Source organism: Rhodococcus sp. 27YEA6, from assembly GCF_044908235.1.
Classification (GTDB): domain Bacteria; phylum Actinomycetota; class Actinomycetes; order Mycobacteriales; family Mycobacteriaceae; genus Rhodococcus_F; species Rhodococcus_F qingshengii.
This window is the reverse complement of record NZ_JBIYCY010000018.1, coordinates 62234-89222: the sequence shown is the minus strand read 5'-3', so window position 1 is coordinate 89222 and position 26989 is coordinate 62234. Positions and strand designations below refer to the sequence as shown.

27 protein-coding genes are annotated in these 26989 nt (G+C 62.8%); 6 read left to right on the top strand and 21 right to left on the bottom strand.

Translation table 11 applies throughout. The features are described from left to right. The 5 genes from ABH939_RS29220 to ABH939_RS29200 all read right to left on the bottom strand — a co-directional run. A partial coding sequence (locus ABH939_RS29220) for a helicase-related protein (RefSeq protein ID WP_404650583.1) occupies positions 1 to 7507 on the bottom strand: 7507 nt, incomplete at its 3' end. Positions 7508 to 7800: 293 nt separating this feature from the next. After that, a complete protein-coding gene (locus ABH939_RS29215; RefSeq protein WP_404650580.1) occupies positions 7801 to 8484 on the bottom strand; it encodes a hypothetical protein in 684 nt (227 codons plus the stop codon). Between the two features lie 199 nt (positions 8485 to 8683). Then, positions 8684 to 8887 carry a hypothetical protein gene (locus tag ABH939_RS29210; protein WP_158171128.1) on the bottom strand — a complete coding sequence of 68 codons (204 nt, stop codon included), beginning with the start codon at positions 8885 to 8887 and terminating at the stop codon, positions 8684 to 8686. Between the two features lie 25 nt (positions 8888 to 8912). Continuing rightward, entirely contained in the window at positions 8913 to 9503 is a 591-nt protein-coding gene (locus tag ABH939_RS29205; protein ID WP_404650579.1) for a hypothetical protein, read from the bottom strand. Then, the gene (locus ABH939_RS29200; protein ID WP_404650578.1) at positions 9493 to 9909 is read right to left on the bottom strand and encodes a hypothetical protein; all 417 of its coding nucleotides are present in this window, start codon (positions 9907 to 9909) and stop codon (positions 9493 to 9495) included. The genes ABH939_RS29205 and ABH939_RS29200 overlap by 11 nt, the downstream gene beginning before the upstream one ends. 160 nt (positions 9910 to 10069) lie before the next feature. Between ABH939_RS29200 and ABH939_RS29195 the strand changes: the two genes are divergently transcribed. From ABH939_RS29195 to ABH939_RS29185, 3 genes are all read left to right on the top strand, one after another. Next, positions 10070 to 10363, top strand: a complete 294-nt coding sequence (locus ABH939_RS29195) for a hypothetical protein (RefSeq protein ID WP_404650577.1) — start codon at positions 10070 to 10072, stop codon at positions 10361 to 10363. Then, complete coding sequence (locus ABH939_RS29190; RefSeq protein WP_404650576.1) at positions 10360 to 10899, top strand: MmpS family transport accessory protein; 540 nt, start codon at positions 10360 to 10362, stop codon at positions 10897 to 10899. Before ABH939_RS29195 ends, ABH939_RS29190 begins: the two co-directional genes overlap by 4 nt. Positions 10900 to 11008: 109 nt before the next feature. Then, positions 11009 to 11278: a helix-turn-helix domain-containing protein gene (locus ABH939_RS29185; RefSeq protein ID WP_404650575.1), complete on the top strand. Its 270-nt coding sequence runs from the start codon at positions 11009 to 11011 to the stop codon at positions 11276 to 11278. Between the two features lie 75 nt (positions 11279 to 11353). On the opposite strand, the gene ABH939_RS29180 is transcribed toward ABH939_RS29185, so the two are convergent. From ABH939_RS29180 to ABH939_RS29125, 12 genes are all read right to left on the bottom strand, one after another. Continuing rightward, positions 11354 to 12349, bottom strand: a complete 996-nt coding sequence (locus ABH939_RS29180) for a hypothetical protein (protein ID WP_404650573.1) — start codon at positions 12347 to 12349, stop codon at positions 11354 to 11356. 23 nt (positions 12350 to 12372) lie between these two features. Further along, positions 12373 to 12546: a hypothetical protein gene (locus tag ABH939_RS29175; RefSeq protein ID WP_404650571.1), complete on the bottom strand. Its 174-nt coding sequence runs from the start codon at positions 12544 to 12546 to the stop codon at positions 12373 to 12375. Next, the gene (locus ABH939_RS29170) at positions 12543 to 13070 is read right to left on the bottom strand and encodes a DnaB-like helicase N-terminal domain-containing protein (protein WP_404650570.1); all 528 of its coding nucleotides are present in this window, start codon (positions 13068 to 13070) and stop codon (positions 12543 to 12545) included. Before ABH939_RS29170 ends, ABH939_RS29175 begins: the two co-directional genes overlap by 4 nt. Positions 13071 to 13098: 28 nt before the next feature. Continuing rightward, positions 13099 to 13407: a hypothetical protein gene (locus ABH939_RS29165; RefSeq protein WP_404650569.1), complete on the bottom strand. Its 309-nt coding sequence runs from the start codon at positions 13405 to 13407 to the stop codon at positions 13099 to 13101. Next, positions 13404 to 13658, bottom strand: coding sequence for a glutaredoxin-like protein NrdH (gene nrdH, locus ABH939_RS29160; RefSeq protein ID WP_404650568.1), 255 nt, complete (start codon positions 13656 to 13658; stop codon positions 13404 to 13406). Before nrdH ends, ABH939_RS29165 begins: the two co-directional genes overlap by 4 nt. Before the next feature lie 36 nt (positions 13659 to 13694). Continuing rightward, positions 13695 to 14084 (bottom strand): hypothetical protein, encoded by a 390-nt coding sequence (locus tag ABH939_RS29155; RefSeq protein WP_404650567.1) that lies wholly within the window; start codon positions 14082 to 14084, stop codon positions 13695 to 13697. Continuing rightward, positions 14081 to 14299, bottom strand: coding sequence for a hypothetical protein (locus ABH939_RS29150; RefSeq protein WP_041814322.1), 219 nt, complete (start codon positions 14297 to 14299; stop codon positions 14081 to 14083). The genes ABH939_RS29155 and ABH939_RS29150 overlap by 4 nt, the downstream gene beginning before the upstream one ends. A gap of 52 nt (positions 14300 to 14351) precedes the next feature. Beyond that, on the bottom strand, positions 14352 to 15971 hold the full coding sequence (locus ABH939_RS29145; RefSeq protein ID WP_404650566.1) for a ParB/RepB/Spo0J family partition protein: 1620 nt from the start codon (positions 15969 to 15971) through the stop codon (positions 14352 to 14354). A gap of 122 nt (positions 15972 to 16093) precedes the next feature. Then, positions 16094 to 16483 (bottom strand): hypothetical protein, encoded by a 390-nt coding sequence (locus ABH939_RS29140; protein ID WP_404650565.1) that lies wholly within the window; start codon positions 16481 to 16483, stop codon positions 16094 to 16096. A gap of 50 nt (positions 16484 to 16533) precedes the next feature. Continuing rightward, complete coding sequence (locus tag ABH939_RS29135; RefSeq protein ID WP_404650564.1) at positions 16534 to 16935, bottom strand: hypothetical protein; 402 nt, start codon at positions 16933 to 16935, stop codon at positions 16534 to 16536. A gap of 93 nt (positions 16936 to 17028) precedes the next feature. After that, positions 17029 to 17382 carry a hypothetical protein gene (locus ABH939_RS29130; protein WP_404650563.1) on the bottom strand — a complete coding sequence of 118 codons (354 nt, stop codon included), beginning with the start codon at positions 17380 to 17382 and terminating at the stop codon, positions 17029 to 17031. Positions 17383 to 17432: 50 nt separating this feature from the next. Further along, positions 17433 to 17570: a hypothetical protein gene (locus tag ABH939_RS29125; RefSeq protein ID WP_164490647.1), complete on the bottom strand. Its 138-nt coding sequence runs from the start codon at positions 17568 to 17570 to the stop codon at positions 17433 to 17435. Positions 17571 to 18185: 615 nt separating this feature from the next. Here ABH939_RS29125 and ABH939_RS29120 point away from each other — a divergent pair. After that, the gene (locus ABH939_RS29120; RefSeq protein ID WP_404650562.1) at positions 18186 to 21416 is read left to right on the top strand and encodes an arabinosyltransferase domain-containing protein; all 3231 of its coding nucleotides are present in this window, start codon (positions 18186 to 18188) and stop codon (positions 21414 to 21416) included. Positions 21417 to 21982: 566 nt separating this feature from the next. Here the strand turns inward: ABH939_RS29120 and ABH939_RS29115 are convergent. Beyond that, complete coding sequence (locus ABH939_RS29115) at positions 21983 to 23182, bottom strand: IS110 family transposase (RefSeq protein ID WP_404650561.1); 1200 nt, start codon at positions 23180 to 23182, stop codon at positions 21983 to 21985. A gap of 633 nt (positions 23183 to 23815) precedes the next feature. Between ABH939_RS29115 and ABH939_RS29110 the strand changes: the two genes are divergently transcribed. Beyond that, positions 23816 to 24190, top strand: a complete 375-nt coding sequence (locus ABH939_RS29110; protein WP_158171118.1) for a hypothetical protein — start codon at positions 23816 to 23818, stop codon at positions 24188 to 24190. A gap of 284 nt (positions 24191 to 24474) precedes the next feature. Here ABH939_RS29110 and ABH939_RS29105 read toward each other — a convergent pair whose 3' ends face one another. From ABH939_RS29105 to ABH939_RS29095, 3 genes are all read right to left on the bottom strand, one after another. Continuing rightward, on the bottom strand, positions 24475 to 25173 hold the full coding sequence (locus tag ABH939_RS29105; RefSeq protein WP_404650560.1) for a VOC family protein: 699 nt from the start codon (positions 25171 to 25173) through the stop codon (positions 24475 to 24477). A 147-nt stretch (positions 25174 to 25320) separates the two neighbouring features. Continuing rightward, complete coding sequence (locus tag ABH939_RS29100; RefSeq protein ID WP_404650559.1) at positions 25321 to 25575, bottom strand: hypothetical protein; 255 nt, start codon at positions 25573 to 25575, stop codon at positions 25321 to 25323. After that, positions 25572 to 26375 carry a hypothetical protein gene (locus tag ABH939_RS29095; protein WP_404650557.1) on the bottom strand — a complete coding sequence of 268 codons (804 nt, stop codon included), beginning with the start codon at positions 26373 to 26375 and terminating at the stop codon, positions 25572 to 25574. Before ABH939_RS29095 ends, ABH939_RS29100 begins: the two co-directional genes overlap by 4 nt. 155 nt (positions 26376 to 26530) lie before the next feature. On the opposite strand from ABH939_RS29095, the gene ABH939_RS29090 reads away from it, so the two are divergent. Next, positions 26531 to 26752: a hypothetical protein gene (locus tag ABH939_RS29090; protein WP_404650556.1), complete on the top strand. Its 222-nt coding sequence runs from the start codon at positions 26531 to 26533 to the stop codon at positions 26750 to 26752. Positions 26753 to 26989: the final 237 nt, after the last annotated feature.

Here is a 26989-nt window from a genome sequence, read left to right as displayed (position 1 = left end):
GGACCTTGGCGCTTTGCTCCTGCAGTCCTGGGAGTCGTTCGGTCCCAGCTTCGATCCGGCTTTGCAGCGACCGGATCGTCGCCTGCCGGGCGGCGTTGTTGTTGGTGATGGCATTGCGTTGCGCTTCGAGCATGGTGACTTTCTGCTCGGCTTCGACCTGTTGGACGAACACCGGGTCACCGGTGGCGGCTGCCTTGGTCTGCGCCCAGGACAACGACAGGTCGCCGCCGACGTCTTCCATGGTCGGGGGCAGGTCTTCGCGGCGCAGCTGCGCGACGAACGCGGATTTGCGGGCCACGTACTGGTACATCATCGCGTCGTACGAGCGGCGGGCGACGACGTTGACGACGCTGACCTTGTCGAAGGTATTTCCCTGGCGGATGATGCGGCCGATGCGCTGTTCCATGTCCGCTGCCGTCCAGGCGGGGTCGAGGTTGACGAGCTGTTTGAGTGCTCGCTGGACGTTGAGTCCGGTTCCGCCCTTCTTCGTCGATGTCAGCAGCACCCGGATCCGGCCGTCGCGGCACGCTTCCATCAGTTTGGCTTTGGCCTTGGGTGAGTTGTGGTTGTGCATGAACGCGATTTCTTCGGCTTTCATGCCGCGCCGGATCAGCGCGTCCCGCATTTCGGTGTAGACGTTGCGGGCTCGGCTGCTGTCTCCGACCTTCGGTGTTCCTCGGTCGCAGAACACGACCTGGAACGCACCGGTCATGTCGGGGCCGTGCTTGTCGGCCGGAATGAACACGTCGGCGTTCTCGGCGTGCACGTCCCAGATGGCGTCGGCGGCGACCTCGACGCGAGAGTTCTCCGGTGGCGGTGACGGCAGGTTCGCCAGGCGTGGGTGCATGGCGACGTTGCGGCCGTCGGTGGAGATTTTGAGGGAGTTGTCGATGTGCATCGCATCGCCCTTGACGTTGCCCAGGCGCTCGTCGAGGTCTGCGACGAAGTCGATGACGTCCTGTCCCTGGTCGAATTCGAGGATTGTCGGTACTCCCCCGTCGAGTTCGGGCAGCGGTACCTCGATCTGGTCGGAGGTCACCACGTCTCGGAACTGGTCGAGCATGGCCACGAGCTGAGGGACGTTCGCGTATTCGGCCATGCGGGTGACCATCCGCAGTTTGGTGCCTGTGATGTTCATTTCCACGGCTGTGACGGGCTTGGCGAAGGTGCCGGCCCAGTTGTCGATGCGGCCCATCCCGGTCCGGGTCAGAAGGTCGGGGCGTAGGAATTTCGTCATCACCCAGATTTCGGACATCGCGTTGGTGATCGGGGTTCCGGTGGCGAACCCGATCGCCTTGGCCGGCGCATTCGGCCTACTTGCGTGGAGGTTGCGTTCTCGGGCTTGGCTGCGCAGGAACTGCGCTTTCATCTCCAGGTCCGTGGCGCGCTGCGCACCGTCGGGAACCGACAGGTCGGCGGAGTTCGAGGGTCGCGAGAGGTTCTTGTAGTCGTGGGCCTCGTCGATGAACAGGAAGTCGCAGCCGGATTGTTCGAAGCTCAGACCCTCGTCGGAGGACTTCTGAGCGACGATCGCGTCGATGCGTTTGGTGGTCGCTTTGATCGCGTTCTCGATCTGCTTGACCGAGAACTCGGATCCGTTCGTGTTCGCGGCGTCCAGAGCGACCCGCATCTCGACGATTTCGTTGTCGAGGTATTCGAGCTGCGCTTCGCGTTTCATCGCCACCAGCCCGAACACCGACTGCGGGACGATGACCATGTCCCAGTCCCCGACTGCGGTCTGGCCGATGAACCGTTGCCGGTCCTCGATGCCGTCCAGTTCGGACGCGACGAGGATCTTCGCGTTCGGGTACGCCTCGCGGGCGTCCTTGCCCCACTGCGAGAGCAGATGGTTCGGGACCACCACCCACGGCTGGCGGACCTGTCCGAGCCGTTTGGCTTCCATGCAGGAGATCGTCATCGTCAGCGTCTTGCCGGCGCCGACGACGTGATCGAGAAGGATCGTCTCGTCGTGCAGGAACCGCTGCACAGCGGCCGTTTGGTACTTGTACGGGGTGAACTTCGGGTTCAGTCCGGGGAAGGACTTGAACTCGGTGCTGTACTGCGGTTTGACGAACGAGTTGCACAGTTCGTTGTAGGTGGCAGCGAGCTTGACGTAGCGCTCCCCGTCGGACCAGAGCCATTCCGCGAACCGCTCCTGCAGAGCGTTCGCGTTCGAGCGGGCCGCCGCGGTCAGTTCCGGATGGAACCGCGGCTTGGGTGACCGTAGTTCTTCTTCCGGTGTCTTGAGGACCTGGATCGCACGGTTGTTGGCGATCAGGTTGAACATGTCGACGCCGGCCAGGCGGGAGCTGCCGTACTTGTCGGTGTAGCCGCGGGCGGCGTTGACGTGGCGGTTGTCCTGCTCGGTTTTGAAGTTCCAGTTACCGGAGACCTTGTCGAACTCGGTGGTCAGCGCGGCGGGATCGAGACCGAACTCCTTGACGAGGAATTCGCGGTAGTACTCCATCGGTACCCACGCCGCACCTGGCCGGACGCCGATGTTCGCCGGATCGACGTCGACGGGCACGACCCGCTCCAACGCCTCGACTGCGCCGCCGTACAGCTCGGGATCTTCTGCAGCGAGCCGCCGGGCCGTGGCGAGCTTGTCGCGGACGTGTCCGGAGAGGAATGTTTCCGCCAACTCCCACGCCCCGGGCTGATCGAGGGACGGGAACATGCGCCCACGCGCCTGGTCGACGACGTCGCCGACCTCGCAGTCGAGCAACTCCCCCATCCGCTCGGGCGAGATGTAGCCGAGCTCGTCGAAGCTGATCGCCATCGCCTCGTCGACGTGCTCGGCCGATTCTGCGCGTTCCTTGAACGGGGTGGTGTCTTCGGTGAAGATCGTGGACTTGCCGGCCTCGGCGTCGGTGCCGTCGAAGCGGGAGGTGAACGTCTCGATCGCCAGGACCATGCCCACACGGGGATCGCGGGCAATCGCGCCCTTGAGGTGGCTCTGGTTCTTCTGCGGAACCGGCTCCGTCGCAGCCTTCTCCTGCATTTCCTCGAGGATGTCCTCGGGGACCTGCCCGGTGTAGGGACGGGCCTGATCGGCGGGTAGACCTTCCTCGCGTGCTTCGGCCTTGCCGATCTTGATGCGCCACCGTTCGATCGCCTTGTCGAGTCGTTCGGCGATCTTCTTTTCGGTCAGCGGCGTTGGTTCGGTGAGGGTGAACCGGTTGATCGGCCCCCAACGGTCGACGTAGCCGTCGTAGAGGCTGTTCAGCTGGGCGCGGAGGGCATCGCGTTCGTCGCGGGTGGACTCGGTCGAGCGGCTGGCATCGGTGATGTTCATGACGGTCTCACCGAGTGCGATGAGTACCTTCCACTGCTCGGCTTTGTCCTTGCCGGTGCAGTTGACGTACGTCCAGCCCTGCCCGATCTTGAACTGCTCGAACTGTCCTTTGACCTCGTCGAATCGGGTGGTTCCCGGTTCGATGGTTGCGGACTCGAGACCGGCGTCGGTCAGCAACCCTGCGCTGGTGAACGCTTCGGCGACCTGACTCGCCGGCGCGGGTGCGGTGAATCCGAGTCCCTGTTCGAGGGCCTGGTCGACGATCGGGTCGAGCTGGCGGCGCAGCTGCTGCGGCAACGGTGCCCGCAGGTTCGCCTCGACGATCAGATTGCGGTTTCCGTTGGCTCCGTGTCCGAGTGCCAACGTTCCCAGGACCCGCTCGGGGCGTTCGACGAAATAGGCGTTGAGGCCGTATTCCTCGGCCCGCTTCTTCTCCTCGCCTTCCTTGCCTCGGACATCGAGAGCGATGTTCTTCGCCTCGCTTGCCCACTGCGCGGTCTCCCGCGTCGGCTCCTGTCCCACCTCGCGGCGCCGGAAGATCAACACGTCGGTCACGACGGCGGTCTTGGCTTGGCGGTCGAACGCGCCGGTGGGCAGCCTGACCGCTCCGACCAGGTCGGCGTCGGCGGTGATCTTCTTGCGGACATCGGGCCGGCGGGCATCGGAGGTGTACGCCGAGGTCACGACCGCGACGTAGCCGCCGGGTGCGGTCAGGGCCAGGGACTTGAGGATGAACTGGTTGTGCAGGGAGTGACCGTCGGCGTTGTGGATCGGGTCCGGGACTCCGTGCTTGCCGAAGGGTACGTTGCCGATCGCTCCGGAGAAGGTCTCGTCGGGGGCGAACGCTCGCTCGAATCCGTGGTTACGGATCTGCTGGGACGGATACAGCTGGTGCGCGATCTGGGCGCTGATCGGTTCGATTTCGACGCCGACCATGTTCACCCCGGCCGGTGCGGTTCCGACGAAGTGCCCGACGCCGCACCCGGGTTCGAGGATCAGTGCATTCTCGGGCAATCCGGCGCGCTCGACCGTTCGCCACAGTTCGGCGACGATCGACGGGTCGGTGTAGTGCGCGTTGAGGGTCGTCTCGCGGGCTTGGGCGAAACCTCGTTCACCGAGAACAGCGAGAAGGTCGGCGCGTTCACTCGCCCAGCGTTCCTTGAAGCGGGGGCGGTTGTCGAAGACCTCCGGAACGGCTCCCCATCCGGACCACTGAGCCAGAACGTCCTGCTCCGCTGCGGTGGCGGCACGTCCTTGCTCGGTCAGCTCGGTCACCAGTTGCGCAGCAGCGATGTTCGCGCGTACTCGGGCTTTCGCTCCGGAAGGCACCAGTACCTCGGTGCCGAGTGCGAAGTCCTCACCTGCCACTACCGGCGCAGCGGCCGACTCCTGCCGCTGTGGCTGTGGTTCCTCGACTGTGGTCTCGAGCTCTGCGGTCTCCTCGACCACGGCGATCGGTACGGTGTCGGGTTCGGCCAGTGCCTGCGGCGGCTGGTATCCGTACTCGGCGGCGGTCTCCGGAGAGATCCAGATCGTTGCGCCGGATTCCTTGCGGGCCTGGACCAAACCGCCGTTTCGCCACAGTGGGCTGGTGATCGGTTCGCCGTGCAGCTCTTCCGGAACGATCAGCACACCGTCGTCAGCGGTGACGCTTTCCGCCGGCGAAACCGGTGCGGTTTCCTGGACCGCCTCGACTACCGTTTTCGTTTCGGCGGCAGGTTTGCCGGGAAGCGGGATCCGGGCGGTAGGCGAGGCCGGTTCGGGTACTGATTGTGTTTCTACGGCGCGTTCGGGTTCGGGTTCGACCTCTACGGTCTCCTCCACTGCCCGTTCGGATGTGGTCTCCACCTGCGGCTGTAGCGGCGCGTTCTGGTTCTCGGCGGCGCGTTTACGGGGCAGCTGCTGGCGGGCCTCGTCGATGGCTTCGCGCCAGGTGTTAACTCCTGCGTAATGCTGACCGTCGAGAGTGACCGGCGCATCCTTGTTGAACGCTGACTGTTCGAGAAGGATATGTGTGCCCTCTAGGTCACCGACGATGACCGGACCGGCCGCCTTGGCGATGACATCGTTACCGAACATCGGCTGGGCGGGATCGCCTTCGGCGTGCATCGCCTCCAACAGCGGTGTGTCGACCTCCTTGAGCAGGACCCAGTCCATGTCGAAGCCTTGGGCCTCGAGCAACGACATCTCGGCCGGGTGCATCCGGCGAAGATCGTCGAGGATCTGGGTGCGGGCGAAGCGCTGCAGCCGCGATCCGGTGGCATTGAAGCTGCTGTTCCCGTTGCGCCACATCGGGGCACTGTGCGCGCTGACGTGGTACAGCTCGTGGCCACGAGCAAGAAGCACCGCGGTCTCGAGGACCTGCCGGTTGGCGATGTCGACCGGGCGATAGGCGCGTTCTATCCATTCCGGGATCGGCAGCTCGGCGGCTTCGAGCACGCGCCCGAGTGCGAATCGGTGATCGCTCCCGCCGGGGTGGAGGGTTCCCCCGTTGTCGAATGTGTAGTGCCAGAACTTCCGTGAGGGCTGGTAGGTGAGCGAATAGCTCTTCTTGGCCCGCAGACCGACGGTTGTGCCACTGGAGCCGAGTGTTCCGGATTCCTCGAACACCGGGTGGCGGTCCTGCGGCTTGACGCCCGCCGGATACAAGTTCGGGACGATGTCGCTGCGCAGTTCCGCTTCGAGGGCGGCTCTGGGAATGTCGGTGGTCGCCGCGACCAGGTCGGGTCGGTCTTCACCCATGACGGCGAAGGCGACGTCGATGCCGGCTTGGAGCTTCCAGTCCCGCGTGACCGGAGGCAACCCTGCCCAGGTGGCGATCATCGGGTCTTGGAGGAGATGGTCGTGCATCCAGCTCTTCCACTCGGCCGCGACCTGAGGTGACCAGGTCAACTCTGCGGCGTGGTTGTGCTTCCAGGCGGTGACCAGGGCTTCGGTGAACCATTCCGGAGTTCGCGACTCGGGAAGTCGGTTGATCAGCTGAGCTGCGGCCTGCCGCTGCGGTGATCCGTCCTCCGCCAACGTGGCGATGACCTCGGCGAAGACTTTCTGGTAATCGTGCGAGTGGCTGGCGGATCGGGCGTCGCGGCCACCGGTGGCCGCGATCAGCTCGGGTGAGGTCGCGGCCTCCTGGAACAGCTGCTCCATGTCGGCGGCGACGGCTTCGTTCTGTGCGCGGTGCGCTCCTCGCCACCACTGTGCATCGAGTGCGTTTCGGGCTGTTTCGCCTTTGAGTTTGCGGCGAGCAGCACTGAATCCTGGATCGGATTCCGGGTACGGCAGGTCGAGTGGCGTATCGGGGTTGAACAGGCTGTAGGCGCGGGTTTCCCAGTCGTCGATTTCGGGGGCAATACCCAGGTCCAGGGCTTCCTGCAACGCTTCCAGCTGGTTTTCCCGCTGGGCGATCGCGGTCTCACTCTGCGCGGCTACCTCGTCCGGAGTGGTCTCGGCGGCGCTGTCTGCTGCCTCGATCACCTGTTGTGCGGCGCGCTGCGCGGTTTCGAGGTACTCCTCGGTGACCTCACATTCGTCGCTCTCACGGGCAGTGACGACCGCCTCGACGACGGCGGTGATCGTCGGATTCTCGACCGGGGTTTCGGTGCGGGTCTGCCAATACGCCTGCGCCGCGGTAGTACCGAGTTCATGCCAACTGGCGCGATCGAGAAGCACTCCTCGGCAGGCCAGGAACATCTCGTCGCTCAGAGACTGGCGATCGGTCATCAGATCCGCCAGAGCTACCTGCGCTTTTCCGGTGAAGTGCCCCTCGGCCCACTCCAGAAACTGCTCGGCGGTGTTGATGTTCGGATCGGCGCGCAGGTCCGCATCGACGTCCGGTTCGGCCAGCATCGCCAGAATCCGCGCCGTGACCTCGGCTTTAGGATCGGCAGGCTCATCGATGCTGAGCGGAGCGATGTCCGCCTCTACGGTATCCGCTTGTGCTGCATCCGCTTCGGGTTCCACCTCGGGTTGCGAGGTGGGCGTGATCGGCGGGTTGAGCAGTGGACCTTGGGGTCGTCCGACGAGCTGAACTTCCTTGAAGTTGCCGCTCAGGATGGACGAAATCAGATCGTGCGCTTCACCTTTGGTGATCGTCAGGTCTACCTCGAACGGCTTACCGGCCTGCCGGGAGAGTTCTTCGAGTTTGGCGACCTGCCGAGAGCTGATCGGTTCGCTGCGCCAGCTCGGTTTCGGGGTCCGATCGGCTCCGGACACTTCCTGGACGAGAGCGCGAGGCACAGCGTGCGGGTCCACACCGAGCGCCTGGACTTCGCGCCGCAATCGGTTCTCATCGGCGAATTGGACCCGCCACTGCGTCCGCAGACTGTCCAGGCGCCCGGTGATTCGGGCGACGTTGGCGAGATTGGCTTCGATGCCGGCGGGGAGACCGCGCTCGCGGGCCGTCGCCAGAGCGCGCTGCGCTGCAGCGAGCCGTTTAGTGAGCTTGTCGCCCTGGAGTTCGAGTTCTTCGAGAGCGAGACTCGAGCGCGCCCACTGATCTTGAGCCTCTAGAACGGTACGTTCGGATCCTTCGGCGGGTTGAGCCGGATTTCCTTCTCGATCATCTCGGCCAACTCGTCCGCGATCGGATCGAACGCGGTCATCGGAACGCGTTGATCGTCCTCGATCCGCTGCGTCACCAGCGCCTTCGCCAACTGACGGAACCACGCTGGCTTCTCCAGCCAGACCCGGTGCACGATCTTGCCGGCGATCGGGCGCTGAGTGACGTTCAGGCTCTTCCACCGATCCGGATCGTGCGCTTCCCGCGCTCGGGCCTGTTCGGCGTCGATCTCGCTGTCCGCTTCCTGCGCCAGCTGGTCGATCTGAGCCACGATCTGCGGTGTCACCTGCGGGTACAGCTCCTGGGAGAGAACCATCTCCCGCGCGGCCCGCCACGCGGTTTCCTTCGCCCGGACCACGTCGAAGTACGTCGGGGTCTTGCCCGGATTCGACTGGCTCCACTGCTCGCTCGCCTGCCGCTCCAGCGGCTGAGCTGCGGCCTCGGTCAGTCCCTGCAGTCGCAGCGCTTCCCGGTCGATCGTTTCCCGGTCCGCGCTCGAATCCTTGTCCAGCCCGATCCACTCCACCAGAATCCGGAATGTCTCGTCCGCGATCGTCACGTCGATCCCCTCGACCGCCTCGGTCGATTCCTCGCTGAGCGGTCCCGCCGTTTCCTCGTTCACGGGTGCCATTGTCTGCTCCTTCTTCCTCGAATTCGAACGCGCCCTGGTTGACGTCTTCGCGTGCCACTCGACCTCCTCGACTGCGCCCATCCAGGGCGTAACTCCGCACAAAAACGGGGAGTTTCTGAGGTCGATTTTACTACACAGTAGGGACAAAAACGTGCCCTGACCTGCGTTAAGTACCGATCGTTATCAAATTCGCGGGGCGCTAACCACGGACCTGAGGACGAGCCAGAGCGACGAACACCATCAGCACGGCAGGCGCGATGAACAACCCGCCGATGCCCGCCATGAAGGCACGCAGGGGCCGGCGGTGACGCACGTACGAGCGGCGTGCACAGAACAACCCGCCCGCGACGGACAGCACGTTGAATGCGATGAAAACTCCGATGGCGAAACTGTTGCCGTCCATCACGGGCCTACCTCTCTAGCGGGTGTTAGGCATCCGGGGGTGTGGATGGGAATGGGAATGGGAATCCGAGAGGGTGGCTGCCGATATATCCGGCCGGTATCGAACCTAAAGGGATCTGGTTGCCGGGATAGTGGTTGGACGCCCCGGCTAGAACCGATTCAGGGAATCCAGGCACTCCGTTATCCGCAAGCTTCTGCGCAAGGCCCTGGAGATTCGGAGGTGACGACGGTCCCTCACTGCTGATCGCAGCAATCGACGACCACGGCACCGTCATGCTCACGCAGCGCGGCAATGCTTGGACACGGTCCAGGTGCTCCCCACTCAGAACGGGGCCGTCGAAGTCCTGAAACAGTGCCACCAGCGGGTGCTCGACAACGAAGCTGACCGCATGAAACTGCTCGCGGTAACTCTCGACGACCACGCTGAATTGGCCGTCCCTGAGGCGGTCCGTTTCGACGTACTTGACCAAGAGATCGAGCTCGGCGATTCCTGTGTCGGGGTCTTCCCACGAGATTTCCCCGAGCTTGCCCTTCAACTCCGCGAGCGCGTCGCGGCGCGGGTAGTAGCGCAGCGCCGGAATCCTCATTTCGCCTGCGAAATGGATTTCACTGGACACGATGTTCTTCCCCCTCGAATGGCGTGTTGCCGTTGGTCACCAGCGTGATGAGCTGCCAGATCGTTGTGGCGGTACTGGCGGCATCGCTCGGGTCGACCCACTGGTCTGTGACGGTAACCCAGGACCCCGACCGTTTCTCCATGGCCCGGACGACATGCTCGCCGTAAACCTCGACGATGGTGAACAAGATGTCGTGGCCACCACCGCTGTGCCAGATGAGGTCACCGTCGTCGACGGTGATGTTCGAGGCCAAGGAATCGGCCTCGGCGTCCGGGTCGGTGCGCTGGTAGAACTCACGCGCCACCTGAGCGAGCGCCTGGCGGTGTCCGGCGTTCATCGGCCGATGAATCGGTAGCGCTTCTCCTGCGCCCTGAATCGGATCGCTGCCCGTGTACGAAATGGTCACCGCTCTGCCCCCCCTGCCGCTTCTTCTACTGGACTAATACGACATCACTCTACATAGAACCGGTCATAAATAGAATAGTCTCACGTTGGAACGTGATCTGCATCGGCGGAGGAATTCCGCCGCCCACTACAGTGAGCAGCGAAAACAGGGAGGGAAATTCATGGTGAAAAGACAACCACCGCGCATGATCGGATCCGTTCGAGTGCCGGCCTACCCAGGCCAGGGCCGCAGGATGGTGATCGAGGGTTGTTTGATCTGCCTCATCGGGATAGCCATCGGCGGAGTCGGCATATGGCTGGGTACGGACACCACATCTGCAGGCTTCCCGTTCTTGGTGATTTCCGTTCTCGTCGCGGCGGTGGGTGTGTACCGCAACTACCGTGGTTCTCGGTTCCAGGCACTCGAAGATTCGGTCGGTCCGAGCCTCTTCGCGCCGGACGCGAAAGAGCGATGACACAGCCACCGCAGAACCCGCCTCCACAGCAACCCAATTGGCAGCAGCCGAACTGGCAGCCGCCATACGGTCACCCCCAGCAGCCTGGCTACGTGCCGTACCCGCCTCAACCACTGCCACCGCCGAAGAAGAAGGTGTGGCCGTGGATCCTGCTCGCGGGCGTGGTGGTGTTGGCGCTTTTCGCGGGCTGTGCCGTTCGTGTGGGCACTGCGGTTTACAGCGTCGTCGACGAGCAAGCGAAGAGGGAAATTGTCGTCACGTACGAAGTAACGGGTGACGCCGCCGTTGCCCTGGTCACCTACACAGGGAACAATTCGACCACCGAGCAGCTCGCCGCAGCGGCGCTTCCGTGGCGCAAGAACGTAACGGTCACCGGCCTGGTGAAGTATACGTCGATCACGGCCACCAACCCTCGACCCGGCGCGGGAATGCTCACCTGCAAGATCATCGCGGACGGCAAAATCCTGACCGAGAAAACGATCACCGGCGCCGGAGCGTCAGCCTCGTGCGAGCAGACCCACTTCGAGACGAAATAGGCTCGTACACAGAATCGCCCAATGCGAGGCGGGTACATCTTTTCTCGTGGCAGGTAGTGCAGACCGCATGCCCCCAAAAAAGTAGTGACGCCCTTTCAGGAGCCGCCCAATGGAACCCGCACCTACCGCAAGGGATTTAGCGATTGAACTGGGCAAGCGCATACGGATCGAACGTGTCGAACGCGGCATGGCGCAGCTCGAACTGGTGAAAAGGACAGGTCTTGCCGATTCGACCATCCGGCGAATCGAAAAGGGCACGCGGGACGCGTCCACATCGCAACTTCACACAATTGCCCGTGTTTTCGGGATGCCTTTGAGTCAACTCATCGCCCGCGCCGAGGATTCCATCGAGCGGCAACGCGAAAGCCAAGTTCAGTAATCGCAGGTCAGAAGAGGGCGTCTCTGCCTTGGGCTGTTGCATCGGCACACGGCCGTGCTTGGCTGTGAAGGCTGGTCAGGGGCGCAATGCGTTGAGGTAGTCACCGCGGACTTCAGCAATGGCCTTGCTTCTAGCCACCTGTGCGTGTTGAAGGTCGGCGGTGGTTGCGACGATGCGCGTCGAGCCGAGCTCATCGCTGCCGGAATCTGCAATGAGGTCATCGAGGGCGGTGTCGATTCCCACGCTGCTGCTGATGCGTTCGATGGTGTCGTTCTGGATGCGGACGGCATGAAGTTTGTCGCGGTAAGCAATGAGCGCTGCGATGCGGGCAAGTGCCGGCGTCCAGACTGCCTCGTCGAGTTCGCGGGTCTGCCTCTGCCAAAGTTGCCGCGCATGAATGATTTCGGCGGTATCGCCCATCGGCTGCGCACCGATCTTTTCGCGGACCTCAGCGGCCCCGAGAAGTTGTTCGGTGATGCTGACAAGCTGATCGTCAACGTCAACAGGCGCGATGGCTGCTGTGTCGAACGCTTGAGTGACGATGTCGTTGAGGAATCGTATTTCTTGGACCGTCTCCGAGGCCAGCGCGATCGCTGCGAGGTAGGGGCGGCGCACAGGGTCGGGGTTCCACGGATCGCGCTTCGCGTGCCGCGGCCACAGGCATGTGTATGCCGCCTCACTCCACGGTTGGTTAGTTCTGAACCAAAATCCGAGGTCCTCTCGGTATCGCCCTGTTTCCAGCGCCCCTTTCTCTCGGACAAGGTTGGGGTTCAATTGCCATCTGTCGCTGTACCGATGGCCCAGTTCGTAGAAGTATTTGACGTACTTGGCTCGCGGCTTCCCGGCGGGTAGGCCCGCCAGTTCAACGGCCTGCAGCAGAAAGCTCCTCTCGACGGCGTAGGGGCTTCTGTCGAGTTGGGTGGTGCACGCATCGACGAGGGTTTTGACGTGGGCGAGTGTGTCAATGGGTGTGAGGGCTTTGCAGGCTGCCGTTTCGGCGACCACGTCGGCCATCGTCGACCGGATCTTGCCCCAGAGCCTTTTGACTCGCGGTCCCTGCATGTCGCTCATTGTTCCTCGAAGGTGTCGGTGGATCAGAAGAGAGTGTCTTGCGCCCCGTGGGCTGCTGCGTCGGTACGCCGCTCGTATTCGGCGGCGAGGGTTTGTGCGGTCGTGCCTGAGCAGCCCATTTCGATGCCGATCTGGTCCCAGCTGGCTCCGTCGCTGTGCATCTGCCAGGCGTCTCGTTCGTCGTCGTCGGTGTTCACAGCTGTCCTCCCCTGATCGCGGTCAGGCGTTCGGTTGCAGCCCGGAGCTGGCGGCCGTGAGCGCACATGTGCTCGTAGAGGTCACGTTCCGGGAGTTGTTCGGCAGCTTCGGTCATAGCCTGTGCGGCAAGGTGAAATGCGCGGCGGTATGCCTGGGTGATCACGGAGTCGACGTAGTGTTCGACGTTCGCGGTCGCACCGAGTGTGGTGATGTCAGCCAACGCGGTGGTGAGTTGCTTTCCCTTGTGGCCTGCGGTCATTCCTTCCTTCCCCAGCGCGATCGCGAGTTGCGCTGCGTCATGGGGTTTTCCAGCGTTGACGAGTTCGGTGATCTTCTCGTACAACGAGGCGTAGACGGGCCGGTCGAAGTCGCTTGCGGTAACAGTGCCGGCCACTCGGCGGGCTTCGGCGGGTTGTGCCCACAGCAGGGCGCACAGAAGTTGTGCTTCGACGTCCAGGCGTGGGTCGTAATCCATGTCGTCGGCAGAGATGTCATCCTGCGGGTCGGTGGCGATGGTGGTCATCGGGGAGTCCTCGTCTCGGTGGCGGGCGCTAGAGCTCGGTGGTCTTGCGGAACTTGCCGCACCAGCACATGCACTGTTTGTGTGTGAGTGCTTCTGCCGCGCACTGGTTCCCGCCGTCCAATCGCGGCGTGGGCTCCTCGACCGCGTGATCGGTAGCGTCGAGCTGAACGTGGGTTCCCGATTTGATCCAGTCGTGGAGGTCTACCGTGCAGACCTGCGGCGCGGACCAGAACGGTTCTGCCAGTTCTCGGCGTTCCGCTTCGTCGGCCGCGTGTTGCATCCGGTGCAACGTCAGCGCATCGACGACAGCCGGGGCCTGAATGTTCTCGCCGCTCATGATGCGTCATCCTCTACTGCAGCCTCGCCCGAAGTGATGCCCTTGATCTTGTCCGGCCGGAAACCGCTCCAGTGGTCGCCGCTTGCAACGACTACCGGCGCTTGGAGGTATCCCAGGCCCATCACGTAGTCCCGCGCCTCGTCGTCTTCGGTGATGTCGATGATCGCGTAGTCGATACCGGCCTTGTCGAGGGCACGGTAGGTGGCGTTGCACTGAACGCACGCGGGCTTGCTGTACACGGTGACGGCCATGATGAGTTGTCCTCCCCTATCCCCCACGCCTGACGGTCAGGCTGTGGCTTTGTCCTTGTCGATCTGTGAAACACGCTGGTGGCTGATTCCGAGGATCGTGGCCACATCTCGTGCGGAGAGTCCTCGTTCCCGGAGTCCGTGGACGACTGCGCGGGATCGCTGAGACGCTTCCTCGACGGCTCGCAGCGCCGCTGCTGTGCGTTCTTTGACCTCTTCGGCCTCGCGCAGTGCTGCCGGGTCTCCGAAGTCGTAGTCGAGGGTGACCTCGAACTCGGCGGCCGGTACGTCGGTGAGCAATTCCCCTGCGTCTGCGACCATCGCCGCGATTTGATCGAGGCGCTTGGCTTGGGTGAACAGTCCGTCGACCTCGGGTACATCGACCGACCACCAGTCGCCTGATCGGACTGCATGTGCTGTGACCTTCATTTCTTGCCCTTTCCCTGACGTGGCTCGGTCATTCCGAGCTGCTTGCGGATCGCCTTGGCGGTCAACTCGGGGATCTCCGAGTGCCGGGCAACGACAGTGCGTCGTCCTCCGACCACCACTTTGGTGTGGTTTCCGCCTTCGGTCTCATCGATGTCGAGCCCCGCGTCCTTCGCGAATGCGCGTATCTCTTTGAGAAGTTCCGTTCGCTTCGTCATAAGGGTAAGTCTACCCCCCTAGCCTAATCAAGGCAAGGGGGGTAGACAAACTTTATTCGTCCAGTTCAGCGACCTGTTCCGGCAACTTCCCGCCACGGACGATTTCCTCGACCGGAGTCAGCGTGTGCCCTTGTTCCTCGAGGAACGCGAGGTAGCTGTCACTGTTCTTCGGCTTCGATCGCCAGGCATCCTTTTCCAACCGGGATTCCTGAGCTCCGAGAACCAACGCCAGGGTGAGAACCTGGGCGCGGCCTGCGCTGGACTTGGCGACCTGATCGCTCACGTACCCGGATACGTACGAGTCCTTGGTGCCGAACAATTCCTTGTAGACGGCATTGGCCCGGTGCTCGGTCAACAGGTGCATGTCGGCGGCGAGGGTGGTCGCGACGTACGCGGCTGCCTCTTTCGGTGGCGTCTTGGCGGCAAACAGCTTGCGCAGGAACTCACGCCGGACAATGGTCGCGGCCTCGGCTTTGACGTTGAGAACTCGCACCATCTTGCGCTCTCTGCGGTCCTTCTCCGCCCTCTCCAAATCAGTGCGCTTCGCCTCGGCCAACTTCGCGAGACGCTGACGTTCGGCCTCGTCTTCGGAGTCGAGCGCCCCGCCGGTCAGTTCGTCTGGCCCGCTACCGGCTCGTACCGCTGCCATCACTGGTGAGAGCTGCAATCCGGCCGCTTCCGGGTCGTTGCACAGGTACTCAGGACTCCAGGTCATTTCGACTCGGACAGTGTTGAAGTGCCGATAGTCCTCGTCCGCGTCGGCGGACGGGTTCTCGCGGGTGTACCAATCGACCTCGTCCTCGTCGACCGGTTCCCCTGTCGCCTTGTCGAAAACGCATTCCGTCTGCGAGAGCACCACCGACCAGTGGGCCGCGCTGGCTTCCACCTCCTCGATCGTCACCGCGCTACCGTCGGGGCTTCTCACATCACCCATGGTCAGCACCGTCCCGTAACCGGGATGCTGGGCTAGGGCAGTGAATCCTTTGACCTGGTACGGCTTTGCCGCCTCTTCGAATGCTGCCCGTTCGATCCGCTCTGCCCGCAGCTCCTCCGCAACCGCCCTGAACTCGTACCAGTTGCAGTCGAGCAGTTGCTGCTCCGCGTCCTCGTCACCGGCGAACTCGGCCAGGATCGCGGCCTGTTCGAAGTCGAGCTGTTCCCCGTCGACGGCATTGCGGGCGGCGGCGGACTTGCCGATCTTCCCCGCGTGCTCGACCCACACCTTGTCTTCGCGGACCTTCTTGGAGACCTTGGTGACCGACAACCCCAGTTCCAGCAGTTCGGCCGCCCCTGCGGCCCGCTGACCAGGCGTCAACGCCAACCGCTGGTCGTTGGCCTCCATCTGCGCGGTGATCCGTTCGATGTTGCGTTCGGTCTCGCCGGAGGTGGTGTCGGTGCGCACGATGACCGGAATCGAGGTGATGCCGGCCTCCCTCGCCGCGAGAGTGCGTCGCTGGCCGTCACGGACCACGATCTGGCCGTCTGCGAGCTGTACAGCGCTGATCGCTTCCAGGACACCGTGCTCACTGATCGACTCCACGAAATCCGGTGTGCCGGACAAGTCGACCAAATCTCGGACGTTCGCGCCGATGTCGAGCGCATTCGGGTCCAGTCGGACGAAAAACTCACCTTCGACATCTACTACTCGGGGTCCGGTGTGAATTGCGGTCATGGCGTTCTCTCTCTTAGGATTCGGAACCAAGACACCGGGCAGATAGTCGCTGCCCGGTGTCTTGCTGTTCCGGGTATGTCAGTGTTCAGTCGTTCGGCGAAGCGCCCGTGAATGCGGCGCGGTCACACGAACCATTGGGTGTAGATCCAGTTGATCCACTCGACCGTGAAAACGCCGGGAAAATGGGCCTGATAGCGCCAGACGTGCGCTCCTGTGCCGTGGCAAGGCATTACGTAGTCCTGGCTGTCCACCCACCAGGATGTTTCACCTTTGATGGTGCCCCGCCCGATTCTGATCGCGCTGATAATCGGGGTGTAGACCAGGTATCCATCGACCAGCGTCCAGTCCTCCATCGTCTCTTCAACGCTGTCGTTGCCCTCGGTCGCGTCGAACATCATTTCCCCGTAGCACCGGGAGAAGGTTTCGAGGTCGGCCTCGGTGAACGGGTGAAGATCGGTGGTGCGAAAACCGGGGGAATCCATCTCGATTTCGAGTGTTCGTGGCTCGCGCATTGCGTTTCCTTTTCTGTGTGGATTGTCAGTGATGGGGTTGTGTCGGTGGGCTATCCGAGCCACTGGGAGTAGAGCCAGTTCACCCAGTCGGCGGTGAATGCGCCGGGGAAATGCGCCTGATACACCCAGCCCCACGTCACATGTCCGTGCGCCGGAGCCAACTGACTTTGCAGGTCCACCCACCATGAGGTCTGGTCGTCGATGAGTCCGCGTCCGATGCGGATGGTGTTCGCCTCCACCATGTGGACCAGGTAGCCGTCTTCGAGTTCCCAGAGGCTGCGGGCCTGCTCGGGGTCCATGCCGGACAGGATCGCGTGGTGGTCGGCGTACTCCTGCTCGATGCGAGCCAGATCCGCCTCGGTGAACGGGACCTGTTCGGTGGTGTTCCACGTGGGCCGGTTCATGGTGATTTCGAGCTTGCGGTCGGGGAGGGCGATTGAGGGGATATCCATGTCGGTTCCTTCGGTTTCAGGGCTGGATTGCCGTCACCGGGCAGATAGTCGCTGCCCGGTGACGTTGTATCCGTAGGCTTTTCGGTCAGTGGGTCAGGCTGCTGCGTCCAGGACTTCGGCAGCGTTCGGATGCTTCGCTTCGCACTGGTCCGTCTCGATATGGTGCGAGAGCAGGGCTGCAGCGTTGTCGTAGTCGCTGAGCGCCTGGAGCAAGGCAACGAACACGTCCACCTCACCGCAGGCACAGTGCTCTGCGATCGCTTCGGTGAACTCTCCGTCTGCGCGGAACAACCCGCCTAGTGCGTCGGACGCTTCGCAAATAGCGTGCAGGTCAAACACTTTGACCACCTTTCTGTTGTCGGTTTCTTCGCCTGCCAGTTCGGCGCGGGCGACATCCGGGCTGCTGGTGATGACGCCGTTGACGATGAAATCGTGTGTGCTGTGCATGTTTTCCTCTTTCTCGGTTGGTTCGACGTTCGGTGATCAGGAAAAGAGCGTCACTCCCAGTTGACGCACCGTGCGGCGCTGTCATGCATCCGAGGGCAGGAGTAGTCACCGCATCCGCAGGCCAGTCCGGCGTAATGGATGGTCGCGGCGTCGTGGTCTTTGCCTTGTTCGAAGTCGTAACCGTTCACTGACTTGACCTTCCATTGGTGTCCGGACCCCTCGGTGGCCCCTGACAATTTTTTTTCCGTTCTGACATGGAGCTCCGGATCGGCGGTATGAGGGCACGGCGCAATGCTTGGGCCGCAAAGTTTTTCAGCGAAGCGTCTTTGAAAAAGTTTTCGGAGCCGGAGGCCGGCGAAGCCGCCAGGGGTTGCGCCGGGACCGCCGTCGATCAGGATCGGAAGGACAGAAAGGAATCTCAATAGGTTTTGTCAAGCACGGCCGTAGGCCGTTCCCATCGGGACGGAGCCGAAGGCTACGCAGGTAAGCCGACCACAGCCGTGCATTTGTTGAGTCAGTCCTGATCGGCGATTTCCGTTGCCCAGAACCGGCTGCCGCATGACCTGCAACCTTCGACTTGACTCTCCGCATCGGAGAATTCGCCATCACCGCGGGGCTGACTGCGCTCGAATGCGGGCGCTCCGAACCAGGACCCGCTTTTTTGTGGGCAAACTCCGTTACCAGTTCAGGGATACACAGTATGTAGCGATGGCGGACTCCGTCACGACAAAAACGAAGTGGCCACAACGAAAAAGAGACCACTTGTTCCATTTCCCAGGCCTGGACGGCTAGCATCGATCGTCGTGACCGACAGCATCGTGGACGACCGAAAACAATCCGACCGACCGACCGTGACCTCGGTGTCCCGTCGGGATGTGACCAGGATCCGGGTTGTCGCCGTCGTCGCGTCGCTGATCGCGATCCTGGCGGCGGTGTCGATCCCGTTCATGCCCGTGCAACAGGAGACGGCGAGTCTGTCCTGGCCGCAGGCAGGTTCGCTCACCAGTGTCAATGCGCCACTGGTGTCGTATGCGCCGCTCGAACTGGATCTGTCGATTCCCGCAACCGCGTTGCAACAGCTTTCCCCGACCGGGGGCGTAGTGGTCTCGACCGCACCGGTCGGTGCGGCGGACGCCGCACGCTACGGCCTCGTCGCCCGCGTCAACCCCGGCGCCGACGGACGCCCCGCACAGTTCGAGATCGTTCAACGCGACCAACACCTCCTCTCGATCCGCGTCGACGACCTCGACGGGCGCTCGGTGACCGTGACGTCGACCGCAGAAAAGACCACCACGACAGTGGCCGGCAGCGACGGCTCCACTCTCACAGGGGACTTCCGGCCGCAGATGGTGGGAGTCTTCACCGATCTCCAGGGCACTGTTCCAGCTGGCCTGTCAGTGCACGCCGATCTCGACGCCCGGTTCTCCTCGACGCCCTCACTGCTGAAGTTGGTCGCGATGATCGTCGCCGTCCTCGCGACCGCGATCGCGCTGCTCGCATTGCACCGAATCGACGCGCTCGACGGCCGTCGAGCACGACGGTTCCTACCGGCACGCTGGTGGAAGTTCACACCGATCGACGCGGTGGTGGTCGGGACCCTGGTGTTGTGGCACTTCATCGGCGCCACCACCTCCGACGACGGCTACCAATTCACGATGGCACGGTCATCGCTCGAGTCGGGCTACATGTCGAACTACTTCCGCTGGTTCGGCGTCCCGGAAGCACCGTTCGGTACCCCGTATTACGACCTACTCGCGCTGATGACGAAGGTATCGACCGCCAGTCCGTGGATCCGACTCCCCGCGCTGATCGCGGGCATCGTGTGCTGGCTGGTGATCAGCCGCGAGGTGGCCCCGCGCCTCGGTGTCGCGGTCCGCAAGAACCGAATCGCCTTGTGGACCGGCGGTCTGGTGTTCCTCGCTTTCTGGCTCCCGTACAACAACGGTCTGCGTCCGGAGCCGATGGTCGCGGCTGGTGTACTGCTGACGTGGTGCTCGGTCGAACGCGCGATCGCGACTCGGCGCCTGCTCCCTGCTGCCGTGGCGGTGCTGGTCGCCGCGCTCACGGTGACCGTCGGGCCGTCGGGGATCATCTGCTTCGGTGCGCTCATCGCGGGCGCCCGCCCGGTGCTGCAGATTGTTTCGGCGCGCGCTAAGACTGTCGGCTATCTCGCGGTTCTCGGCCCGATCGTCGCCGCGGGTCTGGTCGTCCTGGTCGCGGCGTTTGCGGACCAGACCCTCGCCGGGGTCATCGAGATGCAACGCGTACACGTGATCCCGCCGACGAACGCGTGGTTCGAGGAGTACAAGCGCTACGAGTGGCTGTTCGCCATCAACGCCGACGGATCCCTCGCCCGACGGTTCGGGGTGTTCGTGATGGTTCTCTCGATCGTCGCCAGCCTTCTGATGATGCTGCGCCGCGGCGGCCGGATCCCCGGAACCGCGTCGGGCCCGTCCCGCAGGATCATCGGCATCACCGTCGCCGCGATGGCGCTGATGATGTTCACACCCACCAAGTGGACACACCACTTCGGGGTGTTTGCCGGCCTCGCCGGTTCGCTCGCCGTCCTGACCGCAGTCGCGGTGAGTCCACTGGTGCTGCGGTCGAGACGCAACAGGGCATTCTTCGCCGCCGCCGTGCTGTTCCTTCTGGCGCTCGCCTTCACCAGTAGCAACAGCTGGTGGTACGTGTCGAAGTTCGGTGTCCCGTGGTGGGACAAGCCGGTGATGATCGCCGGGCACGGCGCCGGCACCTTCCTGCTCGGTCTGACGGTTCTGATGCTCCTGGTCGCCGCATGGTGCTACTTCCGGGAACCGCACGAAGACAGATCCGCGTCTGCGGGCCGAGGGTGGTCTATTCCGCCGCTGACGGTCGCTGCTGGCGCCATGGTCCTATTTTTCGTGCTCTCGATGACCAAGGGCGCCATTGCGCAGTACCCGTCGTTCTCGCTGTCGAAATCCAACTTCGGCGCCCTCGCCGGGCACTCGTGCGGACTGGCTGAGGACGTACTGGTCGAGACCGATCCCAACGCCTCCATGCTGCAACCCCTCACCGCCGCACCGGCGAATGCGCTCGGCGCACAGAACGTCGGATTCACCCCGAACGGGGTGGCCACCGACCTGGCATCGGACGAGGCCGCTTCTTCCGAAGGCATGGCGAAATCCCTCGATAATGAGGACTCCAAGTCCAGCAACGCAGCCGGTACCGCCGGTGGGCAGGGCGCCTCCGGTGTCAACGGCAGCTCGGTTGCTCTGCCTTTCGGGCTCGACCCGGCAACGACGCCGGTCCTCGGTACCTACGGCGCGAACGGACCGGCGTCGCTGACTTCGGACTGGTACGCGCTCCCCGCCGGTGGTGATCTGGTCTCAATCACCGCCGCGGGCCGGGTGTATTCGGTCAACACCGACGGCATCGCCACCCCGGGCGCCCGCATCCAACTGGACTACGGTGTCCGGGGCGGCGAAGGGACGGTTCAGAAGCTGGGCAGCATCCTGCCTATCGACATCGGCCCTGCCCCCTCGTGGCGAAACCTCCGGGTGCCGCTCGACGAGCTTCCCGTGGGGGCGAACGCCGTCCGGATTGTGGTCGATGACTCCGACACCCGGGCTGATCAGTGGGTCACCGTGACACCGCCGAGGGTTCCGGAGACCCGTACTCTCAACGACCTGCTCGGTTCGACCACACCCACCATGATCGACTGGGAAGTGGCACTGCAGTTCCCGTGCCAGCAGCCGTTCAACCATCGCCTCGGAGTGGCGCAGATCCCGGAGTACCGCATCCTTCCGGACCGTCCCGGCGCGATGATGACGAGTCTGTGGCAGGACCACTTCGGCGGCGGCCCGCTCGGGTGGATCGACCTGACCGCCACCGGTCGCACCCTCCCGGCCTACCTCAAGGACGACTGGAACGAGGACTGGGGCAGCCTCGAGAAGTACTCACGCATCGAGCCGAATGCCGAACCAGCGCACCTCGACACTGACACCGTGCGGCGTTCGGGTATGTGGAGTCCGGCGCCGATCAATATCGCGTGGTGAGCAGGCGGTGGCTTTGCTACGGCCCAGCATGATCAACCGATTCGGGATTCTCGACGTTCGGGCAGTGACTTGACGATGCGGCGGGGTCCCTTGTCCAGTCACGAGGTCGCCCTTACTGGCGGTGTCTGGTGAGAGCGTGAGTGCAGACCAGTTCACATCGAAGTCGCCCGACAACAAATGATCAGCTCAACGACAAATGTCGGATGGCGTGCGATCAAGAAGTTTGGCGCGCGCCACGCTGCTTGATCGAGAAAGCGCACGTTGGACTGCTCGATGGCGACACTGTCCGACACGCAAATGCAGACTTTGACCCGCGCGTCGGTCAGCCCGAGTGCAGACAATTTTCGGGCTGTCGAGGCTGAACTCAGAAATGCGCCTGCCGTCCCGTACCTACTCTGATTTGCACGACTGCCCCATCGTCTCTGTGAGCGCTGCGGAGTGCGTCCGCTCCATCAAGCTCCGCTGACGTGGCGGGCACGTTCTCAATAATGACCACAATGAATACTGTGACGCTGCCAATAAGTCGGCAGACCGAATTTCAGCGTCAGCTCGGAGTGGGCCGCTGCTCACGCGACCAATACGGCAGTCCGCCCCGGTTGGTACGGCGCATTGTCGCGGAGCATCGCCCACAACACGTTCAACCGTCGCCGCGCGAGAGCAAGAACCGCCTGCGTATGACGCTTTCCTTCCACACGTTTACGTGCGTAGTAGGTCTGCGACGGCACACAACTTCGAAGACTCAACTGCGCGGACAGATAGAACACCCGCAACAGGCGCCGATCGTATCGTCGTGGGCGCCGCAGGTTTCCGCTGACCCTGCCCGAATCTCGCGGCACCGGAGCCAGACCCGCGATACCCGCCAACCGGTCCGCAGTGCCGAACGCGGTGAAATCGCCGCCGATGGCAGCAAGCAACTCTGCCCCGAGCAGCGGGCCGAAACCGGGCATCGACTCGATCACCGCCGCATGACGATGCCGGCGGAACCTCTCTTCGATGTCGCGATCGAGCTCGGCCATCTCGGTATCGAGATTCATGACCTGAACGGCGAATTTCGCCACCGCCCGCGCCGCTACGTCCTGACCCGCGACTCGTGCGTGTTGCGAGTGCGCCGCGTCAATCGCCTTCGCTGCGATCCCGGTAGCGTTGTAGGCCTTACGTTTCCGCAACCACGTCTCCAACCGTGTTTGCCCGAGTCGGCGGATTCCGTCCGGCGTCTGATACCCCGAGAGCAAGATCAATGTCGCTTTGACATTGCTGATATCCAGCGCCCGCTCGAGCGCCGGAAAGTAGGTGCCCAGTAGTGCTCGGAGTCGGTTGATAGTGCGGGTGCGGTCCCGCATCAGATCGGTACGCCTCGAGGTCAAGATGCCCAGTTCGACACTGATCTCGTCCCCGGCCCGCATTGGGTGCAGGTCTCGGCGCATCCGCGCCTGATCGGCGATGATCGCAGCGTCTTTCGCGTCGGTTTTACTGTCCCCGCGATAACTACCAGCGGCATGATGGATCACCCGGCCCGGGATATAGAGCAACCGCTGCCCTCGTTCGGCCATCAACGCGATCAGCAATGCCGCCCCACCATTGTTGAGGTCCACCGCCCACGTCAGAGCACCTCCATCCGAGAGGCCGAGTGCGTCGTCGATCAGATCACTGAGTTCGCTTTCGTCGTTGGCGACGCGCCGCGAGAGCAATCGTGTTCCGTCGCTGTCGATCACCACACAGTGATGATGTGCTTTACCTGCATCGATTCCCGCCCATAGTTGCCTCACGAGCGCTCCCTTTCACTCTCGTTTTCACTCTCGTTCCGTCATGGATGTGGACCTAGCGCCTGGGTGGACGACCTCTCTGTCGTGTCCTTAAACAGCGATCGAGTCGCATCTCTCAATGAGCAGGTCGAGTCGTCGAGAACGCTGCGGCGGCCATTCCTTTCTGGCCATACGTACAGCGAAAAAAAATCAAGCCATACCGCGGCGTCCCCAGGTAGCTCCGAACCTACGAGAAACAGCCCGGAACTGCCCACCAAAGACGTTAAGGAAAAAGGATCTTTTCGCTTTTACAGAGCGGAGCGCAGCGGAGCATCCTCCTGGGGGACACCGGAGGTGGCCGGGCCGCCGGGCAGGCGGATGCAGTAGGTGATCCGACCGACCGGGTTGAGTGCCAGGCATTTACTCACCTGGAGCTGTAAGCGGCAAGCGGACCGTTTCCGCATCCGCACTTAAGGGCAATCAGCCTTGTTTCGCCTAGTCAAATGCGTGAATGCCCAGATTGCGAGCCTATCGCGCTACCACTGACGTGATCGACGTCATGTTGTCGCAAATGTTCGGTTACTCGATTTTGCGATACCGTCAGTTACATCAAAGTGGGTTGCGGCCGATGCAGCCTTCGCGTCACAGGAGGTTTCCATGTCCCGTTCACGTATGGCCGTAGCTGCGCTGCTGGTCCCTGTCGCGGCCGGTGCTGTCGCCCTCCTCGGTGCGGGTGCCGCATCTGCCGCAACCCCGTACTCCGGCAACGGGTATGTCGGCATTCGATTCGATCCGAACGAAACTCAATTCATTGCCGACACCAATGCCGCGGATTTCCTCGAGGTTGTTCCGAACGACTACTGGAGCATCGCCCTCGGCGAAGGCTCGATCTACAAGGGCGACGGCCAGTACGTCTACGCCAGCATCGATCAGTTGGTCGAGGAAACGGCCTCCCACCGAGGTGAGATCTCCTTCTCGCTCACCGATCCTGCGATCTGGGACAACAACATCTACATCCTCCAGCACTGGTGACATAGATCGAGTCGTACGCGTAGGGCCGGTGAGCGCATTGCTCACCGGCCCTTTCGCATGTCCGTAATTGTCCCGCTCAAGTGGTGGCCGGCACTTCCGCGATGGCGTCGGCGGTCACGAGCATGTCGATTTCGACGAGATTGGTTCCACCGGCATCGGTGACGCGCACGGTCACCCCGGCGAGCTTGTGTACAGCCGGTCAGTGACCAGATTCTGTTCGACGTCCGCGCGGCGCGACCTTTCTGCGCGGACGTCGAACCCTCCCCTAAGCGGCTTGATTCTGTTTACAGCCCGGCTTCGAGCTCCACCGCCCGCCGCAAGTCATCAGCCAGTTCCGGTCCACCGCCCCCCGTCCGCCCCACGCGGACCAACAGTTCTCGAGCCAGGTCCAGCTCACCTCGGCGGACCGCCACGTCGGCCCGCAACACCAGCAGCTTCACCAGCTGCACGTCGGTCGGCTCCTCGTCACTGCGATGCAGAGCCCGGTCGAGGACCTTCACCGCCAACTCCAGGTCCTGCTTGGAATCGGCGAAAAGCGAGCCCATGTGAATCGCCCGGTCGAACGTCCCGTTGGGCAACTGCCGGTGCCGTTGATCCTCGCTGATCGGCTGAGCGATCTGGATGGTGTTCCCTCCGGGATCGGTCATCAGGAACTGCCGCATCCCGTAGCTCATGTCCTTCAACGCACCCACCCGCGGAACCCCCTGGGCAGGCACTGATCCGAAAGCCTCCTGCAGCCCCTGCGTAAAGACTGCGTACAGGTAGTCGACGTCATCCGTGGTCACCAGGCAGCCATGTGCGCAGGACATCGAGTCGAAGTCCTTGTCTCCGTAGAAGTTCAGCTCTATACCTCCACGCTGCACGCTCAGAAACTGGTACGGCGCAGTCTGCCGGAACGTGATCTCAAACCCCAAAGCAGTGTAAAAATCGGCCACCGGATCAATCGACTGGGCCATCAGCTGGGGAATCGTCTTCTCAGTCATGTCCCCGACGGTAAGGATCGAATCAGCCGCACGCACATGAAAGTGAGAACCCCAACTTTCCCTGGTCATCCACTGATCTGCGCTATCTGTCGGCATATACGAGGTCAGTTGGCCACGCTGAATTGACGCTGGGCGGTCAATGGTCAGTCACCAAGCCTGTCTACAAGCCAACCATTGCCCGTCGTGCATTTTCGCCCAGTACCTCAAAATTCCGTCGAGGTATCCGGACATGTAGAGCGCGGAAGTCTTTACGCGCATGCTCACATGGTCGGCGCGCGATGCTCCCCCGCGGCCGAGTGGGAGCGCCCGGCCGATGTCGACTTTCACTGCTTTCGGCTCGTCGAATGTCCTGATCACGGGGTGGTCGGGCCAGCGTTCGGCCCAGTGGTCGGTGTTGATCACTGCGCTGCCCTCAATGGCGGTACCCCGGCGGCGAGGGTGTCGTCGACGGTGGCCCAGCGGAGTTGTCCGCTCTCGTCCCGGATTTCCAGGCTTCCGGTGCGTTTTTGGAATCCTTTGCCGGCGGCCGCGACGTCGAGTCGAACTCCGGTCACACGCCCTCTCCCCGCTGATAGACCTGTGTATCCGCCTACTCGCGACGAGATCCGCAGATCCGGTCCGTCCCATTGCCCTTCTGTGACAATCAACAGTGATCCCTTACTCCTCGCGCGCGCGGCCACACCCCGTCCGCGAGAGGGCGTTACAGCGCCACCAGAGAGTCCCAGGACAACCACGTCGAAGCCCTCCAGCAAAATTGCGGCGCAGTCGATTGCAGCGTCCTTCGGCTGAGGGATGAGCGCGACCTTCGCCAAGTCGCCACCTTGCTCGTGGAAGGCGAGAAGTACGAGACCAGGCATTCCGATCACCGCGACGTGTCCACCGGCAGCGGTGACGGTGGCGAGTAGCCCGATCAGGACCGACGCTGCGCCGTCGACACTGACGACGGTTCCTCGGGCCAACCCGCCTCGTGGGAGCAGATCACCGATCGGGGCCGGAACGGGAAGCATCCGAAGGGTCGATTGCGCAGTGGCCACGATCGGAGTCGGCTCGCGCTCACCGACGGGTTTGAGCATCACCGACGGCGTAGCGGGTTCGGTGCCGTCCGAGCGAGCAGGAATCGCCGCCATCTTGCGGCGCAGCTGCTCGAGCTTCTCCGTCTTGGTCAGCGCCGTTGTCGCTGACAAGTGGGACTGCTGGCTCATCGTCACCCCACTTTCCTGGATCCGCACACTGCCCACACCCAGGATAGTCGAACACAAGTTCGATACATACAGACACGGTTCCGGTTCCCGGGCCACACGCGTGAACAATGTCCGACCACTGACCCGGCGGGGTGCAACTCCGATTCTCGCGCCGTGTGATGATCTCTGCGAATACATGCGCCACTTCCACGAAGGGTCCTGCGATCAACTGCCCTCGTCCGGTATCTGCCGACGTCGTGCTGACAGTCACGGCCGCCACCATCTTCGGCGTCACCGTCGGGGTTCTCCTGGCCGAGGCGATGGCCGGCGTTGCGGTCGGAGCCGGTACCGCTGTGGCATTCCACTTCGTACTGCGCTCGATCACCCCAAGAAGATGATCTTTCGGACGACTTCGCGCAATTAATAATGGTCGAAATATCCGGAATGTATTTCAATTTTTGACGAGTTTTGTCCCTATTCGTCCATTCCTGCAATTTCGGTGTTACGTTACCGACTGGTTTGTTTGTATGGATTTGTTCAGCGTGAATCTCCGAATCGGTTTGCTGTTCACCATTTTTCGGCTTTTGCGTTGGCTTGAGATCCGCCTCCCGTGAGCCATTCTGCGAGTGATCCAC

Bases quoted from the DNA above. Each gene is read 5' to 3' on its own strand.
- ABH939_RS29215 (WP_404650580.1), bottom strand. From the start codon at position 8,484: ATGGCACCCGTGAACGAGGAAACGGCGGGACCGCTCAGCGAGGAATCG.
- ABH939_RS29210 (WP_158171128.1), bottom strand. From the start codon at position 8,887: ATGGACGGCAACAGTTTCGCCATCGGAGTTTTCATCGCATTCAACGTG.
- ABH939_RS29195 (WP_404650577.1), top strand. From the start codon at position 10,070: ATGGTGAAAAGACAACCACCGCGCATGATCGGATCCGTTCGAGTGCCG.
- ABH939_RS29190 (WP_404650576.1), top strand. From the start codon at position 10,360: ATGACACAGCCACCGCAGAACCCGCCTCCACAGCAACCCAATTGGCAG.
- ABH939_RS29185 (WP_404650575.1), top strand. From the start codon at position 11,009: ATGGAACCCGCACCTACCGCAAGGGATTTAGCGATTGAACTGGGCAAG.
- ABH939_RS29180 (WP_404650573.1), bottom strand. From the start codon at position 12,349: ATGAGCGACATGCAGGGACCGCGAGTCAAAAGGCTCTGGGGCAAGATC.
- ABH939_RS29170 (WP_404650570.1), bottom strand. From the start codon at position 13,070: ATGACCACCATCGCCACCGACCCGCAGGATGACATCTCTGCCGACGAC.
- ABH939_RS29165 (WP_404650569.1), bottom strand. From the start codon at position 13,407: ATGAGCGGCGAGAACATTCAGGCCCCGGCTGTCGTCGATGCGCTGACG.
- nrdH (WP_404650568.1), bottom strand. From the start codon at position 13,658: ATGGCCGTCACCGTGTACAGCAAGCCCGCGTGCGTTCAGTGCAACGCC.
- ABH939_RS29155 (WP_404650567.1), bottom strand. From the start codon at position 14,084: ATGAAGGTCACAGCACATGCAGTCCGATCAGGCGACTGGTGGTCGGTC.
- ABH939_RS29150 (WP_041814322.1), bottom strand. From the start codon at position 14,299: ATGACGAAGCGAACGGAACTTCTCAAAGAGATACGCGCATTCGCGAAG.
- ABH939_RS29145 (WP_404650566.1), bottom strand. From the start codon at position 15,971: ATGACCGCAATTCACACCGGACCCCGAGTAGTAGATGTCGAAGGTGAG.
- ABH939_RS29140 (WP_404650565.1), bottom strand. From the start codon at position 16,483: ATGCGCGAGCCACGAACACTCGAAATCGAGATGGATTCCCCCGGTTTT.
- ABH939_RS29135 (WP_404650564.1), bottom strand. From the start codon at position 16,935: ATGGATATCCCCTCAATCGCCCTCCCCGACCGCAAGCTCGAAATCACC.
- ABH939_RS29130 (WP_404650563.1), bottom strand. From the start codon at position 17,382: ATGCACAGCACACACGATTTCATCGTCAACGGCGTCATCACCAGCAGC.
- ABH939_RS29110 (WP_158171118.1), top strand. From the start codon at position 23,816: ATGTCCCGTTCACGTATGGCCGTAGCTGCGCTGCTGGTCCCTGTCGCG.
- ABH939_RS29105 (WP_404650560.1), bottom strand. From the start codon at position 25,173: ATGACTGAGAAGACGATTCCCCAGCTGATGGCCCAGTCGATTGATCCG.
- ABH939_RS29095 (WP_404650557.1), bottom strand. From the start codon at position 26,375: ATGAGCCAGCAGTCCCACTTGTCAGCGACAACGGCGCTGACCAAGACG.